This window comes from Bacillus salacetis (assembly GCF_003581585.1).
Lineage (GTDB): Bacteria > Bacillota > Bacilli > Bacillales > Bacillaceae_B > Rossellomorea > Rossellomorea salacetis.
Window position 1 is genome coordinate 102,913 of sequence record NZ_QXIR01000009.1, and the last position, 22,120, is coordinate 125,032.

A 22,120-nucleotide genomic window follows, 5' to 3' on the forward strand; every position below is an offset into this window, starting at 1 on the left:
CGCTTAGGTTGGATTTAAAGGAATCAACCTGGCTTTGCACTCTCTTTCATAGTATTCAATCGGTCCTGCTTCTCCTAAAACGATATACGCATAGCCATTCCTTTTCATATCAGAGAGTGCTTCGTGCAGAAGTGAACTTCCAAGCCCGTTTTTTCTTTCTGTATCCACAACCCCCATCGGGCCATAAATCCCCTTCTGGTTCCGATAGACATCATACGAAGAAAAGCCGATGATTCGCCCGTTTTTCCAGGCCAAGAAAATAGGTATCTTCTCTTTTCGGAAACCATTTTTCAGGGTTTCTTTCCAGCCTTCGCCAAAGTTTCTTCCTGCAAATTCCATCAATGATGGTTCATCTGATTTCAGCGCCCTTCTAAGTGCCACTCCTGTATTCATGGTTTCCTTTTTTACGTAATCATTCATAGACACGAGCAGATCCCTTGCGGTTGTCACGGCTTCCATTATCCTCTCATGAGGAAGTCCATGCAGCAAATCCTGCTCTTCTGTAGTCCAATGTTGATAAAATGCTTTTATGATATGTCCTTCATTCAAAAAGGTTTGATTGTAATGTTTCTTGATTTCCAGCGCCTTGTTCCAAATACTTTCTGTTCTTTTAGTAACCGGAGTTGAAAAGTCACGATGAAAGATACTTGTTTCTTCCCTTGTGCTATTTAAAACAAGAAGATCATGCAGCTTTTCCTCAATGAGCAGATACATTTCCAGCAATGTCCCTTGTTTTACAAGTGCTGCCCCTAGATATAGATCGATCGGCGAAACCGGTCCTTCGCTGACTTCTTCCGCATTTTTGATTAAAGATTTCACTTTATTTGTCAGAAAGTATGTTTCCAATGCAATCCCCCCAAGTTCAAAAGACCGATTCCAGATTAGAACCAGCCTTATTTCTACTATTATTCTACGAAAGATTGCTTTTTCCTATGATAATTCACTATTTTTGAAAATTTTTGAAGATGCAGCCATGAGCAGGATAATGCTTCCCATAGTTATGATCATTGTCATGGAAAGATCAAAAGACCAATTTCCTTCCAGCATAATTTCTTCTGCATAAGAGGACAATTGTGATGGCAACCATTCCAATTGCCGGGAAAATGTCCCGGAAAGGAATGACAGAAGAATCGAAGCAGCAATGGCTGAGAATGCAGATAACCCTTGTGATGAGGTCAGGCTGCTGAAAAACACAGTCAAAGACAAGACAAATGAAAGCCAGAGGCCATAGGCGATGAGTGTCTGCATGAAATACTCTGCCGCGATGGCTTCAAATAGGATATTGATATAATACCAACTGATGAGCATGCCTGATATATAAGAAACCCAAACAATGATCATAGCAGCAGTCCATTTGGACAAAATGTAGTTCCGGCTTGACACTGGTTTTGCCAATACAAGGAACGCACTGCCGTTCTTCCTTTCACCTGCCACTGTACCCATGAATCCCAGCACGATCACAAGAACACCGAGCATGCTGTACTGGCCAAGCGTAGAAAGCAGCACTTCTTCAGATGTGGGCGTCGGTATCTCTATCACCGCTCCTTCTGGCAGATTCCCCACTGCATCAAGAATATCCGGCATATAATAAGCAGTCAAAGGCTCCGTGATGCCGAAAAGGATAAATACAACCGGCATCCACACCCACTTTAAGTTCCGTCTGGATTCAAGGAGTTCTTTTTTTAGTAACACAATGAATTGCCGCATCTATTTAACCACCTTCATGAATATATCCTCAAGACTGCTTTCACTGGTCTCAAACTTTTTTATTGGCATATCTGAACCTGCGGCTGCCTTCAGCACTTGAGCTCTTGCAAAATTGATTTCTTCGACTTCCAAGTGTAAAAGGCTTCCATTTATTCGATGCCTTTTCACAAAGGGCATACTGGTAAGCTGTTCAGTGTAATTCTCCTCCTTATCTTCAAATTGAACAGTCAGCACAGCTTCTTTATATTTTCCCTTGATATCTTTCAACGTTCCGCTTTCCACCAGTTTTCCTTTATGAAGAAACAGAATATCATCGCAGATTTCTTCTGCATCATTCAAGATATGAGTGGAAAATAGAATCGTCGTTTGCTGCTTAAGTTTCCTCATCAATTCCAATACTTCCCTCCTGCCGAATGGATCAAGAGCCGAGACTGGTTCATCCAGCATGACAAGTTTCGGGCGGTGGATCAGTGCTTGAGCAATGCCGAGCCTCTGTTTCATCCCGCCGGAAAATTGGCCGACCCTCCTGTTATTATCCTCAGCAAGGCCGACAAGCTCAAGCAGTTCAACAGTCCGCTCTCCCGCTTCTGTTTTACTTAATCCTGCAAGTTCACCTGAGAACACCATATATTCCCGTGCGGTCATCCATTCAAAAAAGGTTGGATATTGAGGAAGATAGCCTATCAATGTGCGGAGGTCCTTCTTATTGGGCAGGAGTTCTGTAAAGATGCTTCCAGAAGATGGCCTGGTCAATCCTGCGAGCATGTTGATTGTTGTCGTCTTGCCCGCCCCGTTCGGCCCAAGCAATGCTGTACACTTGCCTTCTTCGAGCTGAAAGTTCAGTTTCTCCACTGCAACTTTATCTCTGTATCTTTTACTCAATCCATTTACAGAAATGACATTCATCCATTTTGCCTCCTTCCGGCAACGAAATAGATGATCGGCCCGATTACATTAATGAAAATGATTATCAATACCCACATCCATTTTGGTCCATTTGTATCTTTAATTCTGATCAGGTCCACAAGTGCTGTCACCATCAAAATCAGCTGGATGACGATTAAAGGAGCAACCAGCCCCCAATTGATTGATTCCAGTGCCTGTTGTATTTCCGCCATTGCAATTCCCCCACTTGGTGTTTTTTTGTTTTCAAGGATAATACGAAGGGAACCCCTTTTCGTTCATTTTAATTTTAATTTTTTGAACTGAAGCGATGTGAGAATGGGAATTAACGGGAGTTGATGTTGACTTGTCACAAGAAGGAAGCCTGCAGTTTGACAGCTGTTTGGACCTCGCAGCTGGATTGACTAAAAAACGGGAGCAGTTTATCAGCTCCCTGGCAGGGTTGAGGAAAACCGACAGAAGGGCCAGCTCCTTTATTTCCTTGATGAATTAGGTACTGTGCCGGGAAATAGGGTTCTGCCACGATTCGGAATACATTTTTCCTTCTTCTCAAAGATTTCATAATTAACCATAAAGAAAAAGGACAGCCCCCTATATCAGCTGGGACTGCCCTTCAATTATATAATTCATGCATGCTTGCAATCTCGCTTTTGATTTTTTCCACAAGAGATGGAGGAGAAATGACTTTGGCCTGACTTCCCCAATTTAAAATCCAGCTTGCCAGTCCTGCACTGTCTCTTGCTTTAGTAGTAAGGATAAAATGGCTTTCACCATCTTTCTGAATGTCCACTTCTTTCCCGAACTTATCGAGCATGACGTTTATCAGTTCGTTCCTGAAGCAGATTTTGATCCATTGCTCAGAGCCGGCAAACATATGGAAAGTGGACTGAACATATCTGCTCACATCAAACGGATCGTATTTGAAAGATTCAGTCGTCACTTCAACATTCCTGATTCGGTCGATCCGATAATGACGGATTTCATCCGCTTCCATAAAGCACGCAATGAGATAGTAAAAGTCATTCGTCCATGTAAGGGCAAGGGGCTTGACGAGGTATTTCCCTCCATTCCTGCTCAATGTAAATTCTTTGTCCACATTATATCTGCCATACTGAAACGCAATCACTTTCTTCTCCGCAACAGCCTGATGAAGCACATGAATAGCAAGCCTTACCATCGGGCTTTCACTTTTCACTGAGGAATCAATCAATAGTTCATTTTGAAGTAATTTTGCCTGGTGGATACTGGTAAGCTTCTTAATCTTGCGAATCAAATTCCTGGTTTCATTCTTGGTAATGAATCGGGCAGACACCACGGCATCGATCAGCATCCGCAACTCATACAGCTCAAATAATCGGTATTGGTGACTATAGTATTTTGGAAGGCCTTCTTTCTCCTGATTGATGGTTACGTCAAAGCCTGAAGCGATTAAGTGATCAATATCATCCTTCAGCGAGATCTTATTGACCTTCATTCCCGGACCATAGGAAAGCCTGAAGCGATCCATTAGTTCTTCATAACTTAGCTCATGTTCTTCATCGGTATACTCTCTTAAAATTTCCATCAACTTCAGCAGCCGTTCCTTATTATTTACTCGTTCCACTCTGCTCACCTCTCTCTTATTCTAGCAAATCAGAGGAAGGATTTCCTGAAAATAGAAAACCCGGCTGCACATATCGAAGTACAGCCGGTTTCCAGCGCTTTAACACTTTAAAGCAAGCGGGGACAGTCCCCACTTGCGGTGAAGCGTTACTACAATAAAGTAATCCTTACTTAATGATGCGGAAAACTGTCGGTATCCGGTACCTTTCTCCTTCGTACGCCTTGATCGCCCCCAATATTGTAAATATGAAGGCAAGCAGTCCGACGATCGGTGCCAGAATGAATCCAACCAGAACCAGCATCAGTAACGAGCTGATAAGACCATAGACGAAATAGGATATAAGAAAATTCATATATTCTTTTCCATGGAAGTCAATATATTCTGAGTCATCTTTCTTAATTAGCCATATGATCAGCGGTCCTATAAAGACGGTAAAAAAGCTGATAATGTAAATGAATGCTGCCAATAACCTTTCATCTTTTGTGGATTCCACGTTATTCCCCCTCAAAGCTAATATTGTTTCTAATTATCTATACGAATGAGCGGCCGAAAAGTTTCTTATTATCTATTCGCATTCATCGTTTGTGCTTTAGTACTTTAAAGTAACAGGGGACTGTCCCCCGGTGCTTTAAAGCGGTAAAGTTTAGGTCTTCTTCAGGTATTTCTGAATATATGTTAATAGAGAAACCTTGTCCAGGAAGGGTGAAGGAATATGATGTCAAAACTGGAAGCCTTGATATTGGGGATGATTCAAGGACTGACTGAATTTTTGCCGGTTTCCAGCACCGGCCATCTTTATTTAGGAAGGAAAGCGTTTGGTCTTGAGGAAGCCGGGCTTTTCCTTGATACGATGCTGCACTTGGGCACCTTGCTGGCCGTTGTCGTCGTTTATCAGAAGGAGCTTCTCCATATGATTCGCCACCCCTTCAGTAAGTTAAGCTTCATACTGGTGATCGGGACGATCCCGGCTGTCATTATCGGCTTTTCCTTTGAAGATTATTTTGACAGGATTTCCACTACCGGAAGCACCATCGGATGGGAATTTCTGATTACAGGATTGATCATGTACATTGCAGATGGAGTCAAGGACGGCTTAAAAAAAATTGAAGACATCACCTATACAGACGCATTTGTCATCGGGAGTTTTCAGGCAGCGGCCATCTTCCCTGCATTATCCCGGTCCGGCCTGACCATTGCAGCCGGTCTTTTTCGAAAGCTGGACCGCCAGACCGCAGCCTATTTTTCCTTCCTTCTCTCTACTCCAGCCATCCTTGGCGGACTGATCATGAAAGGAAAAGACCTTTTCACCGGCCATGTCGAAGCTGTATCACTAACGGCATTAATGGTTGGCACGGCTGCATCTGCTGTGTTTGGCTATATCGCCATCGTAGCCATGATAAATTTTTTAAAGAACCGTTCATTAAAGATATTCTCATATTATGTATGGGGGCTCGGAATCCTGATATTGATTCTTCAATGGTCGGGAATCTTTTAAGGAGGAATTGAAGTGGGACATGAATGGATTGAAGCATTGCTTCAGCTCCTTTCTGAATGGGGATACTTCGGTATTGCTTTCGGGTTGATGGTAGAAGTGATCCCAAGTGAGCTGGTATTGAGTTACGGCGGCTTTCTGGTATCCGAAAATCAATTGCATTTTATGGGAGCCCTTCTGGCAGGTGTCCTTGGCGGTACTCTGGCTCAATTGTTTTTATATTGGCTGGGGCTTTATGGCGGCCGTCCGTTTTTTGAAAAATGGGGGAAGTTCCTTTTTATTCGCGAAAAGCACCTGCAGGCTTCTGAGGACTGGTTCAGCAGATATGGGACATTCGTCATTTTCGCTGCCCGTTTCATACCTGTGGTCCGCCATGCGATATCCATTCCGGCAGGCATCGGTAAAATGAACTTTTCTTTATTCTTCCTCTATACTTTTGCAGCAATGATTCCCTGGACAATCCTGTTCCTTCTGATAGGAATGGAGCTTGGAAATCATTGGGAGCAGATCGAAGTCATCGGCAGCCAGTATGTAAAACCTATCGCTCTTATTGCTTGTTCAGGCATCGCTTTGTATTTTGCCACCCATCTCTGGCGTGGAAGCCGCGGGGGAAAAACCCGGGATTGATTTATTCTCAGCCCGAATAGGAAGGAAATAGAAACCATGCAGAAAATCATATTCAGGAATGCAACGTTATATACGATCACTTCCGGTATTATTCCCAACAGCTGCGTATGGATTGAGAGAGGAAAAATCAAAAAAATTTCTTCTGCCGGATGCGAGGGAGTGAAGGATGCCACGGTTATTGATTGTAAGGGCAGACCCCTCCTTCCCGGCTTCATTGACGTCCATACCCACCTAGGCCTTTATGACGAAGGAACTGGCTGGGCGGGAAATGATGCCAATGAAACCATCGAACCGATGACTCCGCATATCCGTGCATTTGATGGTGTACACCCCTTTGATCCTGGTTTTCAAGACGCGCTTAAATATGGCGTGACAACAGTGAATGTCATGCCGGGCAGCGCCAATGTTATAGGCGGTACAACGGCTGTCATCAAAACACATGGAAAAAATATAGCTCAGATGCTTGTACGGGAAACTTCCGGCCTGAAGATCGCGCTTGGGGAAAACCCGAAAAGAATACACAGTAACGGAAATAAAGAGTCCATCACCCGTATGGGAATCATGGGAATGTTAAGGGAGGCCTTCTTCAATGCCAAGTACAGCGACCAACCCGAAGAGCTCCGGACCGCACCGCTGGTCCTGGCTTTAAGAAGGGAAATTCCTGTAAGGGTGCATGCTCATCGTGCGGATGATATCCTTTCTGCTGTCCGACTTGCAAAAGAGTTCGATCTGGATTTAAGAATCGAGCATTGTACCGAGGGGCACCTGATTGCCAAGGAGCTGCGGAACTTATCGTTAAAAGTCTGTGTCGGACCGACTTTTACCCGTCGGTCCAAGGTGGAACTTAGAAATAAGAGCTGGACGACTTATCAGGAATTGTCGAATAATGGTGTAGAAGTCTCCATTACCACAGATCATCCTTATACTCCTGTTCAATACCTGAATATGTGTGCGGCTGTCACGGTAAGGGAAGGCTGGGACATTGAAAAAGCCCTTGAAGGCATCACAATAAATCCTGCAAGGAATTTAGGTGTTGACCACCGTTTGGGAAGTATTGAAGAAGGAAAGGATGCCGATTTGGTCCTTTGGAGCGACCACCCATTTCATTTTTTGGCTAAGCCTCTGCTGACAATGATAGATGGGGAAATCGCTTATAAAAAAATGTAGAAAATTGGTGAATTTTTTCAAAAAAAATTAACGTTTTACCTATTTCTTTTTATGATTTTTTTTAGTATGATACGAACAGATGATATATTCCATTATATTGTTCACTAGCCGAGCAATCTGAATATATATGGCTTATGTAATGGAGGGAAGGCAAATGGTGCGCCACCAGTTTCTTGACTGGTCTTAGTGGGTTCGATTCCCACCCCGAAATTTTTTATGTGTTTTATGAAAAATTTCGAGGGTGGGGTCTTACGCTAAAAGACTGCCCTCATGGAGGGATACTAATGATCAAGAAACGCGATCTGCAGGACTGTCATGTTCTGTTCGATTTGATGGTGCACCCTGAGGTCTTCCCTTTTGTGCGTCAAAAAGCTTTTTCCTATGAGGAATTTCTATTTTTGTCAAAAAGCACAATTGAAGCCGAAGAGCGCGGAGAATTAATTTCACGTACGATTGTTGATGAGTGGGGAAGCCCTATCGGTACAATCAATCTGTTCGACATTGAAAACGGGGCTGGATTCCTTGGCACTTGGATCGGAAAACCATACCATGGAAAAGGTTATAACCAGCCTGCAAAAGAAGCTTTTTTCCAGGAACTCTTCTATGAGCTTGGTATGGAAACAATTTTCATGAGAATCAGGAAAGTCAACATACGTTCACAAAAAGCTGCGGAAAAGCTTCCTTATGTCATCAAAGCCAATGAATTAAGACCGGTAATCTATCAGCAGCTAAACGCAGATGGCGATATCTACGATCTATATGAAATTCCAAAAGACCTCTATACCATGCATCTTTACACTACTTCTCAAGAAGACGAGCAAGCAATGGAGGCATAAGAATAAACTCTGGATACCAAACTGGGATCCGGAGTTTTTTTATTAAAATTCTTTTGGGAATACAACTTTAATAGGAAAGAAATTTGGTGTTCACCAGTTGAGAATTGACCTTTTAAATTCAGCATTTTGTGTTATTTCTATTACTTCATTGAAGGGTTTTTCTTATGCCTGATTCCACGGTTGTTTCATACATCATTCCAAGGGCGAAGCGCTTATCATGTCTGAATCCCTTGCCTTTTCATACATCATTTCAAGGTTCGCGCTCTTTTCATGCTTGAATCCACTGCCTTTTCATACATCATTTTCAGGTCCGTGCTCTTTTCGTGTCTGAATCCACTGCCTTTTCATACATCATTCCAGGATTCCTGCTCTTTTCATGTCTGAATCCACTGCCTTTTCATACATCATTTTCAGGTCCCCGCTCTTTTCATGTCTGAATCCACTCCCTTTTCATACATCATTTCAGGGCCCCCTCCCTTTTCATGTCTGAATCCACTCCCTTTTCATACATCATTCCAAGGGGGACGCGTTTTCTATGTCCGAATCCACGAGGTTTTCATACATCATTCCAGGGTCCACGCCCTTTTCATGTCTGAATCCACTCCCTTTTCATACATCATTTCAGGATCCCCGCTCTTTTCATGCCTGAATCCACTGCCTTTTCATACATCATTTCAAGGGGGACGCGGTTTTTATGTCCGAATCCACGAGGTTTTCATACATAATTCCAGGGCCCCCGCTCTTTGCATGCCTGAATCCACTCCCTTTTCATACATCATTCCAAGATCCCCGCGTTTTTCATGCCTGACACTGCTGACTACTATTCATACATCATTCAACCCTTCTGTATTTTCATCTGCCACTCCATCACTAGTATTTTATCTGCTTCCGGTGAAACCTCCGAGCCTGACGCGATTTAAAACCATGAATACCCCGGCAAAAATCAAAATGCCCGGCACTGCAATTCAGCGCCAGGCAAGATATTTCTATTTCGATAATTTGGAAAGCTCATGGAAAATATCCTCGATGGTATATGAAGATTCATTTTTTTCCATTGCTGAGATCATGGAAGCACTGTTTTGTTCCAGCTCATCCATTTTATGCTTGAAGGTTTCAGGTGTTAATTCTTCCTCTTCCAGCTTCAAGGCAATGCCCTGCTTTACAAAAGAATCTGCATTGATGATTTGGTCCCCCCTGCTGGCTTCCCTTGAAAGGGGGATCAGCAGCATCGGTATCTTGAGTGCCAGGAATTCAAATATCGAATTTGATCCCGCTCTTGAGATGACATAATCTGTCATGGCCAGGAAATGCGATAGTTCAGTTGACACATATTCATACTGGCGGTAACCCTTTTGCTGCAAAGCGGGGTCGAGGTTCCCTTTTCCGCAGAGATGGATAATTTGGTAATCCAAAAGCAGCTCCTGCAGATTTTTTCTCACAGCTTCATTGATCTTGCGTGAACCCAGGCTTCCGCCCATGATCATGAGGACCGGTTTGTTTTCATAAAAACCGGTCAGTCTCTTCCCTTCTGCTTTATCTCCAGTAAATAATTCTTCCCTGATGATGGCACCAGCACAAATCGCTTTGTCAGCAGGCATGCTGTTCAACGTTTCCGGAAATGTTGTGAAGATTTTCGTCGCAAATGGAACAGCGAGCTTATTCGCCAGCCCAGGTGTAAAGTCCGACTCGTGGATCGCGGTGGGAATACCGGACATTTTCGCCGCCATGACGACAGGAACAGAAACAAACCCGCCTTTTGAAAAGATGACATCCGGCTTAGTTTTCCTGATGATCGTTAAGGCTTCCAGAAGTCCTTTCATTACTTTGAAGGGATCGGAGAAATTTTTCCAGGAAAAATACCTGCGCAGCTTTCCACTGGAAATACCATAATAAGGAATCTCAGGGAACTGTTCTGTAATGATTTCATTTTCTATGCCGTCTTGTGATCCTATGTAAGAAACATTCCATCCCTGCCTTTTAAAAAAAGGGATAAGGGCCGCATTCACGGTAACATGCCCGGCAGAACCGCCGCCGGTAAAAAGTATATGTTTGCTCATCTTCAAGCTCCTATCCATTAAGTATCCTTTATCATTATACACGCTAATTGCCTAAACATAATCAAATATTTATATTAACACGTAAGTCCATCGCTATCGAGCAGTAACTCCTTTCGTAAACCTTCTTTGCCCATATTCTGAAATAAGTGTGATATAATTCATTAGTTCATTTAAATCGATTCCCAGAGTTTTATTAAGGCTCTTTTCGTATACTTTGTTGTTATTCAATATAAGCTTCAATTAATATCCTGATAAATAGCCGTAAAAACGCCGTTAAGCAGAAGAAAAGATCTGCTCTTTCTTTCTAGAGGGTAAAACCTTGGAATACAGCGAAAAAATCCGGTGCTCGGGATTTTTCCAAAAGCAACAATGCTTGCCAAAACAGCATTTATTAACAAGGGATTCAAAACTGATGTTCACTTGATTGGAAGAGAAAACCGTTAGTTTCATAAGGCTTCAGTTTTTCGAAAGCTCTTTTCGTAAATTCTTCTGCTATTTAATAAAAATTTCCTGCTCTTTCGTTCTTGAAGGGATACAGAGTGAAAACCCGGCTATTGTGATGTTTCCGAAGGCTGCAATGAAAGCGACATCAGACTTTCATAACAGCTGCATCTGTATACCCCATCTTATAATTCACTTTAAATGCGAGGCTTAAATTCATGAGACAAACCACAACATTAAAAGATAAATTCAGACAATTCCTGGTCGTACTGGTGCCTATCCTGGTTACACAGTTAGGGATGTTCAGCATGAGCTTTTTCGATACGATGATGTCCGGGAAGTTTTCTTCCACAGACCTTGCAGGAGTTGCCATCGGTTCCTCTCTGTGGGTTCCGGTGTTTACAGGGTTAAGCGGAATCCTGCTGGCCATTACGCCGATTGTGGCGCAGCTGGTAGGCGGCGACAGGCATAAAGATGTGTCCTATTCAGTTATTCAAGGAATTTATGCCGCAGCGTTTCTTGCACTCATTGTGATTCTGGCAGGATTCTTTTTGTTGGATCCCATCCTTAATAATATGAACCTTGAAGAACATGTTCGGTCCGTTGCAAAGAATTATCTGATCGCCCTGGCATTTGGTGTCATCCCGGTATTTGTTTATAATGTGCTACGTTCATTTATCGACGCTTTGGGAATGACCCGCATCACCATGTATGTCACATTGACTTCTTTGCCTATCAATATCTTTTTCAACTATGTGCTCATCTTTGGGAAATTTGGATTTCCGGAGATGGGCGGTGTTGGGGCGGGTGTGGCTTCCTCAATCACCTACTGGCTGATCACCCTTATAGCAGCATGTGTCATCCACAAGCATTATCCGCTTAGAAGATACAATGTTTTCGGCGAATGGTTTGCAGTATCTTTTTCGAAATGGAAGGAAATATTGATGATTGGGGTCCCTATCGGACTTTCCATCTTTTTCGAAGTAAGTATCTTTTCTGCTGTTACATTGTTCATGAGTGAATATAGTACGGAAGTAATCGCCGCCCACACTGCCGCTATCAACTTTGCTTCTTTCCTGTATATGATTCCATTGAGCATATCCATGGGATTAACCATTGTGGTAGGATTTGAGGTCGGTGCAAAAAGGCTTGGGGATGCCAGGACTTACAGTATAATGGGAATTTCCACTGCTTTGGTCCTTGCTGTGATTTATGGAGCTATTTTGCTTCTTTTCAGGGAACCTATTTCCACCCTTTATACAGATAACCCTGAAGTCAGCGCGCTGATCGTTCACTTCCTGCTTTATGCAGTGTTCTTTCAGCTCTCGGATGCGATTCAGGCCCCCGTCCAGGGAGCGCTGCGAGGATACAAGGATGTCAATATCACCTTTATCATGGCATTGATATCCTATTGGATCATCGGCCTTCCGCTGGGATACATTCTAGCGAAAACCACTGAGTTCGGCCCTTACGGCTATTGGGTTGGACTCATTTCAGGATTGACAGCCGGGGCCGTCACGCTCTCATGGCGCTTAAAAATCGTTCAGAAGAAAACAAGATTGAAATTAAAGAATGCATAGAAAAAGACAGGTCCAAGTGGATCTGTCTTTTTTAGACATCAAGGATTTTATCAAAAGTATAGAAAGGGTTGTCTTTACCCATGAATTGGATCTGGCCGGTTTGTTTAAATCCATTCTTCCTGAAAAGTGATTGTGCCTTCTTGTTGAGGGAGTATGTATCGGTTCGTATGTATTGAATTTGATGATCTTTGGCGACCTTCTCCGTTTGCTTAATTAAGAGAGAGGCTATCCCCTTTCCTCTTACATCAGGATCCACTACCAATCGATGGAACAAATAAGAAGGGCCAATCCGGTTCCATTCGGATGACGCGTATTCAGAGGGTTCATTCTGGTCGATGGTGATACTGCCAGCCACGTTGTTCTGCTCGTCCACCGCCACATAAAGAGAATCATTCTCCGAATCCTTCAAAAAATCCTCCATCAGCGGATATTCATCCGTCCATTGATCTATATCTTCACTCTTCATGATTTCCACTGTTTTTCTGACTATCTTCATAATATCTCCTATATCTTCCTTATTTCCTTTCCTTATATGGTAAGACATTGAGGTCCCTCCTTCTTAATCTTTCTGTTCATACAAATTACCACTATACCTTTTCCAGTTCAACTTGAAAGACTTTATCTTGCAAATTTAGAGTTTCCGGTGATGTTATGTTTCATTCGTTTTCACCAAGAAAAAAGGAAAGCCTGGGTATTCAGGCTTTCCTCATTGCTGCAACCTCTTATTTTCCGATAAACATCTGTGTCCAGTAGTTGCCATTTGCATCATGACCTACACCAATGTGAGTAAAGTTGCTGCTCAGGATATTTTTTCGGTGTCCATCACTGTTCATCCATGCCTTCACTACTTCTTCTGGTGTACGCTGGCCCATGGCGATATTTTCGCCTGCTGCACGGTAATCAATACCGAACTGTTTCATCATGTCAAATGGTGAACCATAAGTTGGACTTGTGTGAGAAAAATAGTTTTTCGCTTGCATGTCATTTGATTTTTCACGTGCGACTTTGCTTAACTCTGTGTCGATTTTAAGAGCAGGAAGACCATTTTTGGCTCTTTCCTGATTCGTCAATTCGACTACTTGTCTTTCATACTGGCTTAGCGTTCCGCTGGCTGCTTCCGTTGCCGGCTTTTGTTCTGCAGCAGGCTGCTCAGGTGCTGCAGGTGCTGTGTTGACCGGTGCAGCTTCTTTCGCAGCAGGTGTTTCTGCTTTTGCAGGCTGTTCTTTTGCAGGCTGTTCTTTTGCAGGTTGTTTTTGAACGGGCTGCTCTGCTTTTGGCTGAGAGCTCCACTTGATATTATATTTAGACATTATATCCTGGAACCATTTATTGAATTCTTCATTGTTCCCGGATAATTGATAAGTGTATACCTGAGTTTTCGTTTGAACTTCACTTCCGCTAGCTGCCTCTGCGCTATTAAAGAACGGGGCTGCCATCAAAGTAAGTGCAGTAGCTGCGGATACGACCATTTTCTTTTTATTATTCATGAATGTTCCTCCTCTGAAAAAGTGGTTGCTGTGTTGCACAAACAAATCATATCATCAGGTTCCTTGTCATATTTATGGTTAAAAATGTAAGAGTGTCATTCATACCCATTATTTCACAATTCACGTCTGAGAAACTCACATCATTATTGAATTCCTTCTGTTTAGCTGACGTTGACTTTTCTGGGAATTCAAAGAAAAAAGTCTGCCATTTACCAGGTTTAAGGTATTGACAGACTTTAAAGATTATAGGATTTTTATCAAAAATAACAGTAAGATTTCAATCGTTAAATTTATTGTTCCATCCGCAGTTCTTCCATTTTAGATATGTAATATTCAATGAGACTATATCTATCCGGCAAAGAAAGGGATGACTCTGTTATTCTTTTGACTGCAAAGTAGAACTTCGCTTCCAGGGATCTTCTCACACGGGGATGGCTGTTCTCATCTTTCAATTCCCTGATCACTGCCTCTTCTAAGATCTTTGAAGCATCCGTTTCCAGAGATGACAGTTCCCTGTTGTTCCAGATCTTCTTGTAGGAATCCAGCAGTTCATCATCATTCAAACCCATTTCTATTCCCCCTTGTATCGCCTATACATATTTCCATTATATTCTCCCCATACTACATGTAAATTAAGAAAGGATGGTGGCATTATCAATGAACACTCCATACAGGTGTCCAAATTGTAAAACCAACCGCTCTCGTTTCAACATTATACAGCAGGTCCCGCAGAGTGTGAAACTGGATCCCCAATCCGGGGAAGTCTTACAGCAATATGAAAGCAGCAACCTCGACCCTTTCCACATTCCCTATAAAGGTCCGGAATATAAGGTCCAGTGCGGTGCATGCGGACTCGTTGAAGATGAAAGGACATTCAAGAAATTCGGGGAAAGCTGAAATATTCCAGCTTCCCCTTTACCACATTAAAGCGATAGGGGACAGTCCCCTATCGCTTTAATGTGGTAAAGGGTTGCTGCCAAAAAGGGCTGATATCCTGGGGCATGCACTGTGTCTTTACTTGAATGGATGCATATCCTAATAGCGTGAAATTCATTTAAGGAGGCAGTTCGAATGAGTGACGATGTTTCTAAAAAGAAGACAAATCCTATTCCTTCCTCGGTGGTAGATTTATTAATCAGTGATATCTTTCATAAGAATGGAGTTAAAGAAACTGATATAAAAGGAAAATTATCCGACGAGCAAAAGAAATGGATCAAAGATATGGTTGAAGATTTAAGCGGCCAGGTTGATTCTCTGGTGAATCCCGCTGACAAAAAAACAGAGAAATAAATATCCATTTATCAATCCGCTATGAAGTTGCCTGTTCAGGCGGCTTTTTATTTTTCAGTCCCTTTTCAAATGGCTGTTTTCACAATGATTGCTGCTTTTGGAAAAATCCTCTGTATTCCATGGTGTTTCTCTAGAAAAAGAGTGAGTAAATATTCTCTATCCTGCTTACCGGGATTTTTTCGGCGTTGACCGCGATATAATATGAAACTCCTTTAAAATAGCAGCAAAGTTTATGATAAGAATACTTCAAAATATTTTTTCTTCTATTGTACCCTGATGTCAAGAACCCCTATCAAACATTCGCCACTGCCTCTATCCACCTAAACGAACAAACCAGAAAAAGTTGTATGGATCTTTTTAAAAGGCTGTTTTCGCATATATTGCTGCTTTCGGAAAAGGCCCAGGTGCCGGATTGTCCCCTGTATTTAAAGGTTATACTATCGAAAAAGAAGGAGCAGCTCTTTCCTTTCCTGCTCCCAGGGGTTTTACGGCGATTATCAGGGCATTATTAAAATTTCTATTGAATAGCAACAAAGTTTACGAAAAGAGCCTTTTAAAAAACAATCTAACTAAATCACCCTATTAAAAAGTTTTGATGCCTTTCAATTTCCGAAAAAAAGGGTGTTTTATTCAGTCAATAAGCACACTCCGTGAGGACAAGTGAACAATACAATATACCATACCACTAAAAAAGGAGTGCTAAATGATGAATAAGAATTACAGCTACAACAATAGCTACTGTCCTGGAGATGACTATAGGGACAGTTATGGGTATGGAAACACCTGCAATGACTACCATAAAGACGATGCTCTTCTTCTCCAAGATGGTACGCAAGTTTCCCTGAATGACCAAGATTCAGATGAACTTATCTGGATCAAGGATTCTTGCAATATCAGTGTCCAGACTACAGATACACAAGCTGCTGTTTCACTTCAAGTCGGCCTGCAATTGGCTATTGCACTAGTTGTCAGTATCACTATCGGTGACTCTGAAAAAGGTAAGTACATTGCCCAGGAACTCTTCCAGAAGTTCGATGCTGAACAAACAAACTATCAAAAAATTTATATAGATAACTCTAAAGATGTTAATGTAACGACTACTGACACTGATTTGGCCGTCAATATTCAAGCGTTGCTTCAAATCCTTGTTGCCCTGGTTGTTAAATTGGATGTTCTGTAATCAAAAAATCAAAAAGAGGTGATTGACAATGGAAGAAAGAAAATGGAGAGCATTGGATCATCATTGTGGTGATGATAACGGTGCAGATTTGGAACAAGATGGCGAACAGGTTGTTAAAAACGAACAAAAATCCTATGAATGGATCATCATCAAAGACTCTGAAGGTGTGGATGTACAGACGACCGATACTCAAGCGGCTGTCTCTCTTCAGTTAGGTATCCAGGCAGCGATTGCAGCAGTGATCAGCATCACTATAGGAGATTCAGATCAAGGCAAAGCGGTAGCTCAGGATATTAAGCAATTCATCAAAACAAAACAACGAAATAAACAAAAAACTATCATTGAAAATTCCAAAAAGGTCAGCGTTGTGACTACAGATACTGACTTAGCTGTAAATATTCAGGCGCTTCTTCAAATCCTTGTAGCCATCGTGGTAAAACTGGACGTACTTTGAGGAGGCAACCTGCATGGCAAGTGATACAAACGAGCTGGTCAAACAACTTCAGGAAATGAACAAGGGTCTAATGAAGAAACTTATATTTCAACAGCAAACTAGCAGAAGCCAGCAAAAAGTGGAAGATGATTTCAAGAGAGAACAAGAATCCTTGAAAGAATCACTCAAGGAGCACCTCGACCTCTCAGACCATACCGACTTGGCTGACCTTCTGAGTAAACTAAGATAATATATGCCCCATGCTTTTACAGCGGAGCTTGTCTATTTGAAAGACCATCCTGTTACTGGATGGTCTTTATCATATTATTACAAATTGGCAGATTGCGAATCTATATTCTCCTGTTTAAGCGGCTCTTCTTTGTTAGACATTCGAAGGGGGATCTCTCTTAAAAAGAATGTAATCAAAAATCCTGCGGCCATGATCACCGCCCCAATCAAGAACACGTTGGTCAGTGAATAACTCAAGGACTCCCTGACAATTTCCATCATCTTCCCGAAGAAAGCCTGCGTCTCGGGAGGAAGTGAAGCCTGGATTTCTTTAAGCTTCTCCCCATCCATCAAGCTCTGGGGACTTTGGAGTGTTTGTAATTGAGCTGCTGTTTCAGCAGGGATTGATTCCATGTCCGGCTGATTTTCTAAAGAAGATAGCTGATCAGTCATCTTGGATGTCATCGAGCTGTTCATGACAGTTCCCATGACGGCCACCCCTACTGTACCTCCGATTTGCCTGAACAACTGTGTCGCAGCAGTGGCAACCCCGAGGTATTGGTGCTGAACAGCATTTTGAACGGTCAGTGTGAATACAGGAAAGCTGAGACCAAGACCAGATCCCACAACAATCATATTAATGACCGCTGTCGTGTTGGTGGTTCCACTGTCCATCATAGAAAGCAATGCCAGCCCGCTTCCCATGATGAAAAGGCCGAGAAGCGCAATCAGCTTGTATTTACCTGTTTTAGTTATCAGCTGTCCGCCAATGGCAGAAGCAAAGACCATGCTCAATGTCATTGGCATCATTACAAAACCCGATTTCGTTGCCGATGTACCGATTACACCCTGGATAAAGAATGGCATATACATGATGGCACCGAACATTCCAGCCCCAAGGATGAACCCTATTACATTAGAGATTGTAAAGATATCATTTTTGAATAAGTGGAGAGGCAGTACCGGGTTTGCTGCACGCCTTTCTGTGACTATAAAGAAGATCAGGGCTGCTGCTGTTAATGTAAATAAGCCAATGATTTGGTATGAAGCCCACTCATAGTCGTTACCGCCCCAGGTGAAAGCCAATAGCATCGGAATGATGGTAAGGGAAAGCATCAGGGAGCCAAGGTAATCGACTTTCTTTTTTTCTTGAACAGACTGTGAAGGGAATAGTCTCCAGATCATCAGGAAGGCAACCAGACCAAATGGAAGGAACACCCAGAAAACCCAATGCCATTCTGCATTATCGACTATCCAGCCGCCAAGCGTAGGGCCGAACACACTTGCAAGCCCGAAAATTCCACTCATCAAGCCTTGCCATCTTCCTCTCTCCCTAGGAGCGAAAAGGTCACCGACAGCAGTAAAAGAGGTCGACATGATCATCCCTGCCCCGAATCCCTGGATTCCCCTGAAGGCAATTAACTCAATGATCGAGCCTGAAAGTCCATTTAGAAATGACCCGACTGTAAATACTCCTATCCCGATTAGGATAAATGGCTTCCGTCCGTACATATCGGATAGCTTGCCGACAAGTATAGCGGTAACTGAGGAGGTCAGCATAAATATAGTGAACACCCAGCTGTAATATTCTATCCCCCCAAGTTCTGAGATGATGGTAGGCAGTGCCGTTCCTACTATAGTCTGATTCAGTGCAGCGAACAACATAGCCGACATGATGGCCATCATAATCAAAATTTTCTTTTTTGGCTCTAAATGCTCCATGAATGTTCCTCCCGATTCCTTTATAAACTAAATAATTAACCTTATTAACTTTTATTCAAAGGAAAAGAATAACTTTCTGATAACAGAAAGTCATCCCTTTAGAAAAATTGAAACCGTCACTGCTGCGTTTTGTAAAGCTTGGTAAATAAAGCAATCATCTGCTCAAGCTCTTGCTCAGAAAAAGAATCGAACTTTTTCTGGAAGTATACCAATTTCATTTCCAGGCATTCATCCAGAATCCGTTTTCCTTTATCTGTAAGGGCCAGTTCCACGACCCTGCGGTCAACAGATGACCGGATACGAGTCATATATTCCTTTTCAGTCAAACTGTCTGTAACATTGGTGATATGGCTGGCCGAGACATTCATCTTCTTGGATAAATCAGATGCTTTCATGGCACCATGTTCCGAGAGATATTTTAAAACAAGCAGTTCTCCGCTGGACAAATATTTACCATACAACTTTGTAATATCCTGTTTCATCATACGAAATACATTTCGGAATAATTCTTCTAACTGAAACATTTCACTCTTCAATAATATCTTACACCTTTCAGGACGCAAAATAGTTAAGTAAGTTAACTATTTTAGTTTAAAGTACTTTATAATCAAGGTCAATCATGAGTTTCCGTTTTTTCTAAATCTTCCAACTCTTTCGCCATTTTATCTTCATCCAGATTCTCCCCAATGATGACTAGTGTCTTGGGAAGGTTCATGTCTTCAGGGATAAAGAGCGGCATACCGTAAGAATATTGGAACATATACGGGTATCTGCGGCCGCTGAATGGCACATATCCTTTCATACGGTAAATGGTATCAGGAAGTCTTTTCAGCCATTCCTCAAAGCCTGTCCGCGAAACAGAGCCTGCGAAACGGTGAACATATGCCCTTAAATTGAGCTGGTGGCCAATTGCGCTTCTCTCCCTATCTTGGAAAACAGCATTCCCCTTCACACTCAGTAATTCAGCAGCGGAAACCCTGCTGTAATTCGTGATGATCAGCTTAGCGGCTGGATTAATCTGTTGAATCTCGAATAAGGCACTCCCTTTTTCCATCTCTGAAATCAGGTCTTCCTTATTAAATATCAGGAGGTGGGAATGCCTGATTTGCTCCCGCATTAACTGGAGAACTTGAGGACTGTAGGCACCTCTTGATACCCATTGTTTAGCATCCACCACTGTAATGATGCCTTTGAACTGTAAACGGTCAGCAAACAGCGGAGACATGACTGCATCCACCACTTCAACTGGATGAGCAGCTCCTGTAGTTTCAATCACCAATACATCGAATTCATCTTGAAACAGCAACTCCTGGAGTTGAGACTCCAGCTTATCCTGAATGGAACAGCAAATGCAGCCGTCAAGTAGCTCCTTCAAAGGGGTTCCTTCCTCAACTTCCTGCGAATCTATTGAAACACTGCCCAATTCATTCATTAATACAGCAGGTTTAAGATTTTGATCCTTTAATGCGGTTATCAGGTTTTTCAATAAAGTGGTTTTACCGCTTCCTAAAAAGCCTGAAAGCAGATAGACATCTTTTTTCATCAATTATCTTCCTTTCCGGTACTGTCTGTCTTAGCCCATTCTAATTTAAGTGAGCCCCTAATACAATCTTCATGCAGTTCTGCTATAATGAACACAGCCAAGGAGGGCGGTATTTTTGCTGAAATTTACAGGAGAACGGGTCATACCCGAAATGATGGATCCATTGAACGGCATGCTTCTTGAACACCTTGCCAGATATTATTTTGCAGTAGAACATGCAGAAGGAAGAATCCTCGATCTGGCTTGCGGAACAGGTTACGGCTCAAAAATCATAGCCAAAGCCCAAAAGTCAGTCCTTCAGGAGATTGTAGCGGTCGATAATGATGAAGCCTCATTGAAATATGCCGCAGCAAAACATTACCATCCTCTGATTCAATATAAAAGGATGGATGCTGAGGATGAAGAATTGCCTGCAAAGCTTGGTACATTCGATGTAATCATAAGCTTCGAAACTCTTGAACACCTTTCCAATGAAAAGATCTTCATGAATAACATATATAGTATGCTGAAGCCTGGCGGGATCCTGATCATGTCAACGCCTTTCGGGGCAGGAAGGGGAAAAGAGACAAATGAGCCTTTCCATGTCCATCAGCTGACTGAGGCTGAGTTCATTGCACTTTTTGCTGATTATCAAGAACAACATTTCTACTACCAACGAAGTGTCCTAGTTGAGCCTAAAAGAGAAGGAAAACATTATCCATTCGGTATAGCCGTCTGTAAAAAATAAAGATTAGGCATTAAAAAAGCGGAGGGTGACTGTCCCCTCCGTTTAAATATTCCAGGTTTTTGTGGGTTTACCGAATCAGTATTCCGTTTCAAGGAATTCAGCCGCAGCTTCTGCATTTTCTTTAGTATCAAGCTCCAAAACCATACCATCTTTTTTTGTCATGGCATTGCGATAAGAATCTTCCACAGGGATACGCAGTGACTCAAATGATTCTACTGGTTTAAAAAATGATTCCATGCCCAATCTTAATAGGTCTGATAGTTCCAGATCAGTCTCGACTGCCTCCTTCCCTTCCTTCATCAGGTTCGATACCATCTGGATGCCATCCGGGCTTGTGAGCTTCTCCTTCACTTCTTCTTGAACAATTTCCAATACCTCCTGCTGCCTTGCAACCCTCCCAAAGTCATTCTCACTATCCTTCCGGAATCTTACATAATTCAGTAGCTCCTGCCCATTAAGTGCCTGTCTGCCTGGTTCCATGTCCCATTTCCAGAAATTGATCATATCCTGCGGGACCTCAACCTCGACACCCTGCGGAAGAACACTGTCAATTATGGTGACAAACCCCTGAAAGTCTATGTTGATGACATGGTCCGTTTGCACCTTAAAGTTTTCCTCTATCGTCTCTTTCAAAAGTTTTTCCCCTCCCCATGAATAAGCATGGTTGATTTTACTCTTTCCATGACCGGGAATGAACACATATGAATCTCTCATGATCGACAAGACTTTTGCCGTCTTTCCAACAGGATTGTACTGGGCTACGATGATAACATCGGCCCTTGAAGCCTCATTATCCCGCTGATCTGATCCAATGACCAGGATGTTCATTGGTTTCTTCTTACCGGTCAATAAGTTGATCCCTTTCTGCTGCCCTTTCCCGTCTTGCTCTGTATTCAATGTTTCCTCATCCAATCTACCTGACTTTATCCCCTGATTATCTTCAATTGGTTGTCCCTGCTTATTCCAGTCATCTGCACACCCCTGAATGATAAACAAACAAATGGCTGCCTGGATGAATCTTCTGGCCGTTTTCAACGAAATCACCTTCTTATCCATCGTTTTTACCATTGTTGGCCAGTTAAATGTACTATATACCT

General features: G+C 42.5%; 25 protein-coding genes. 11 read left to right on the top strand and 14 right to left on the bottom strand.

The window, feature by feature from the left end; translation table 11 throughout:
* Positions 1 to 3 precede the first annotated feature (3 nt).
* The 6 genes from D3H55_RS08730 to D3H55_RS08760 all read right to left on the bottom strand — a co-directional run bounded on the left by D3H55_RS08730 (position 4) and on the right by D3H55_RS08760 (position 4,706).
* Complete coding sequence (locus D3H55_RS08730; protein ID WP_119546521.1) at positions 4 to 846, bottom strand: GNAT family N-acetyltransferase; 843 nt, start codon at positions 844 to 846, stop codon at positions 4 to 6.
* 84 nt (positions 847 to 930) lie between these two features.
* Positions 931 to 1,707, bottom strand: coding sequence for an ABC transporter permease (locus tag D3H55_RS08735; RefSeq protein ID WP_119546522.1), 777 nt, complete (start codon positions 1,705 to 1,707; stop codon positions 931 to 933).
* A complete protein-coding gene (locus D3H55_RS08740) occupies positions 1,708 to 2,613 on the bottom strand; it encodes an ABC transporter ATP-binding protein (protein WP_119546523.1) in 906 nt (301 codons plus the stop codon).
* The gene (locus tag D3H55_RS08745) at positions 2,610 to 2,825 is read right to left on the bottom strand and encodes a PLD nuclease N-terminal domain-containing protein (protein WP_119546524.1); all 216 of its coding nucleotides are present in this window, start codon (positions 2,823 to 2,825) and stop codon (positions 2,610 to 2,612) included. The genes D3H55_RS08740 and D3H55_RS08745 overlap by 4 nt, the downstream gene beginning before the upstream one ends.
* A 398-nt stretch (positions 2,826 to 3,223) precedes the next feature.
* Positions 3,224 to 4,213 (bottom strand): helix-turn-helix transcriptional regulator, encoded by a 990-nt coding sequence (locus D3H55_RS08755; protein WP_240628523.1) that lies wholly within the window; start codon positions 4,211 to 4,213, stop codon positions 3,224 to 3,226.
* Between the two features lie 166 nt (positions 4,214 to 4,379).
* On the bottom strand, positions 4,380 to 4,706 hold the full coding sequence (locus D3H55_RS08760; protein ID WP_119546527.1) for a DUF4870 domain-containing protein: 327 nt from the start codon (positions 4,704 to 4,706) through the stop codon (positions 4,380 to 4,382).
* 222 nt (positions 4,707 to 4,928) lie between these two features.
* Here D3H55_RS08760 and D3H55_RS08765 point away from each other — a divergent pair, with 222 nt between their 5' ends.
* From D3H55_RS08765 to D3H55_RS08780, 4 genes are all read left to right on the top strand, one after another.
* Complete coding sequence (locus D3H55_RS08765; protein WP_119546548.1) at positions 4,929 to 5,708, top strand: undecaprenyl-diphosphate phosphatase; 780 nt, start codon at positions 4,929 to 4,931, stop codon at positions 5,706 to 5,708.
* A gap of 12 nt (positions 5,709 to 5,720) precedes the next feature.
* Positions 5,721 to 6,332 carry an undecaprenyl phosphate transporter UptA gene (gene uptA / locus D3H55_RS08770; protein ID WP_119546528.1) on the top strand — a complete coding sequence of 204 codons (612 nt, stop codon included), beginning with the start codon at positions 5,721 to 5,723 and terminating at the stop codon, positions 6,330 to 6,332.
* A gap of 36 nt (positions 6,333 to 6,368) precedes the next feature.
* Entirely contained in the window at positions 6,369 to 7,499 is a 1,131-nt protein-coding gene (locus D3H55_RS08775) for an amidohydrolase (protein WP_119546529.1), read from the top strand.
* Positions 7,500 to 7,783: 284 nt separating this feature from the next.
* Positions 7,784 to 8,335, top strand: a complete 552-nt coding sequence (locus D3H55_RS08780; protein ID WP_119546530.1) for a GNAT family N-acetyltransferase — start codon at positions 7,784 to 7,786, stop codon at positions 8,333 to 8,335.
* Between the two features lie 986 nt (positions 8,336 to 9,321).
* Here D3H55_RS08780 and murG read toward each other — a convergent pair.
* Positions 9,322 to 10,392 carry an undecaprenyldiphospho-muramoylpentapeptide beta-N-acetylglucosaminyltransferase gene (gene murG / locus D3H55_RS08785; RefSeq protein ID WP_119546531.1) on the bottom strand — a complete coding sequence of 357 codons (1,071 nt, stop codon included), beginning with the start codon at positions 10,390 to 10,392 and terminating at the stop codon, positions 9,322 to 9,324.
* A gap of 659 nt (positions 10,393 to 11,051) precedes the next feature.
* On the opposite strand from murG, the gene D3H55_RS08790 reads away from it, so the two are divergent.
* Complete coding sequence (locus tag D3H55_RS08790) at positions 11,052 to 12,413, top strand: MATE family efflux transporter (protein ID WP_119546532.1); 1,362 nt, start codon at positions 11,052 to 11,054, stop codon at positions 12,411 to 12,413.
* A 31-nt stretch (positions 12,414 to 12,444) separates the two neighbouring features.
* On the opposite strand, the gene D3H55_RS08795 is transcribed toward D3H55_RS08790, so the two are convergent.
* The 3 genes from D3H55_RS08795 to yoyC form a co-directional block, all read right to left on the bottom strand.
* Positions 12,445 to 12,957: a GNAT family N-acetyltransferase gene (locus D3H55_RS08795; protein ID WP_119546533.1), complete on the bottom strand. Its 513-nt coding sequence runs from the start codon at positions 12,955 to 12,957 to the stop codon at positions 12,445 to 12,447.
* 178 nt (positions 12,958 to 13,135) lie between these two features.
* Entirely contained in the window at positions 13,136 to 13,900 is a 765-nt protein-coding gene (locus D3H55_RS08800) for a CAP domain-containing protein (protein WP_119546534.1), read from the bottom strand.
* Positions 13,901 to 14,190: 290 nt separating this feature from the next.
* Positions 14,191 to 14,469, bottom strand: coding sequence for a protein YoyC (gene yoyC, locus D3H55_RS08805; protein ID WP_240628524.1), 279 nt, complete (start codon positions 14,467 to 14,469; stop codon positions 14,191 to 14,193).
* Between the two features lie 88 nt (positions 14,470 to 14,557).
* Here yoyC and D3H55_RS08810 point away from each other — a divergent pair, with 88 nt between their 5' ends.
* The 5 genes from D3H55_RS08810 to D3H55_RS08830 all read left to right on the top strand — a co-directional run bounded on the left by D3H55_RS08810 (position 14,558) and on the right by D3H55_RS08830 (position 17,053).
* Positions 14,558 to 14,797 carry a DNA alkylation repair protein gene (locus tag D3H55_RS08810; RefSeq protein WP_119546535.1) on the top strand — a complete coding sequence of 80 codons (240 nt, stop codon included), beginning with the start codon at positions 14,558 to 14,560 and terminating at the stop codon, positions 14,795 to 14,797.
* Between the two features lie 174 nt (positions 14,798 to 14,971).
* Entirely contained in the window at positions 14,972 to 15,190 is a 219-nt protein-coding gene (locus tag D3H55_RS08815) for a spore coat protein (RefSeq protein ID WP_119546536.1), read from the top strand.
* Positions 15,191 to 15,896: 706 nt separating this feature from the next.
* Positions 15,897 to 16,370, top strand: a complete 474-nt coding sequence (locus D3H55_RS08820) for a spore coat protein (RefSeq protein ID WP_119546537.1) — start codon at positions 15,897 to 15,899, stop codon at positions 16,368 to 16,370.
* A 28-nt stretch (positions 16,371 to 16,398) separates the two neighbouring features.
* Entirely contained in the window at positions 16,399 to 16,824 is a 426-nt protein-coding gene (locus D3H55_RS08825) for a spore coat protein (RefSeq protein ID WP_119546538.1), read from the top strand.
* A 13-nt stretch (positions 16,825 to 16,837) separates the two neighbouring features.
* Positions 16,838 to 17,053 (top strand): hypothetical protein, encoded by a 216-nt coding sequence (locus D3H55_RS08830; protein WP_119546539.1) that lies wholly within the window; start codon positions 16,838 to 16,840, stop codon positions 17,051 to 17,053.
* 77 nt (positions 17,054 to 17,130) lie between these two features.
* Here D3H55_RS08830 and D3H55_RS08835 read toward each other — a convergent pair whose 3' ends face one another.
* The 3 genes from D3H55_RS08835 to D3H55_RS08845 all read right to left on the bottom strand — a co-directional run bounded on the left by D3H55_RS08835 (position 17,131) and on the right by D3H55_RS08845 (position 20,296).
* On the bottom strand, positions 17,131 to 18,753 hold the full coding sequence (locus tag D3H55_RS08835) for an MDR family MFS transporter (RefSeq protein WP_119546540.1): 1,623 nt from the start codon (positions 18,751 to 18,753) through the stop codon (positions 17,131 to 17,133).
* 116 nt (positions 18,754 to 18,869) lie between these two features.
* Positions 18,870 to 19,235 (bottom strand): MarR family winged helix-turn-helix transcriptional regulator, encoded by a 366-nt coding sequence (locus D3H55_RS08840; RefSeq protein ID WP_240628525.1) that lies wholly within the window; start codon positions 19,233 to 19,235, stop codon positions 18,870 to 18,872.
* A 131-nt stretch (positions 19,236 to 19,366) separates the two neighbouring features.
* On the bottom strand, positions 19,367 to 20,296 hold the full coding sequence (locus D3H55_RS08845) for a CobW family GTP-binding protein (RefSeq protein ID WP_119546541.1): 930 nt from the start codon (positions 20,294 to 20,296) through the stop codon (positions 19,367 to 19,369).
* Between the two features lie 115 nt (positions 20,297 to 20,411).
* On the opposite strand from D3H55_RS08845, the gene D3H55_RS08850 reads away from it, so the two are divergent.
* Complete coding sequence (locus D3H55_RS08850; protein WP_240628526.1) at positions 20,412 to 21,023, top strand: class I SAM-dependent methyltransferase; 612 nt, start codon at positions 20,412 to 20,414, stop codon at positions 21,021 to 21,023.
* Positions 21,024 to 21,098: 75 nt separating this feature from the next.
* Here the strand turns inward: D3H55_RS08850 and D3H55_RS08855 are convergent.
* A partial coding sequence (locus tag D3H55_RS08855) for an LCP family protein (RefSeq protein WP_168413011.1) occupies positions 21,099 to 22,120 on the bottom strand: 1,022 nt, incomplete at its 5' end.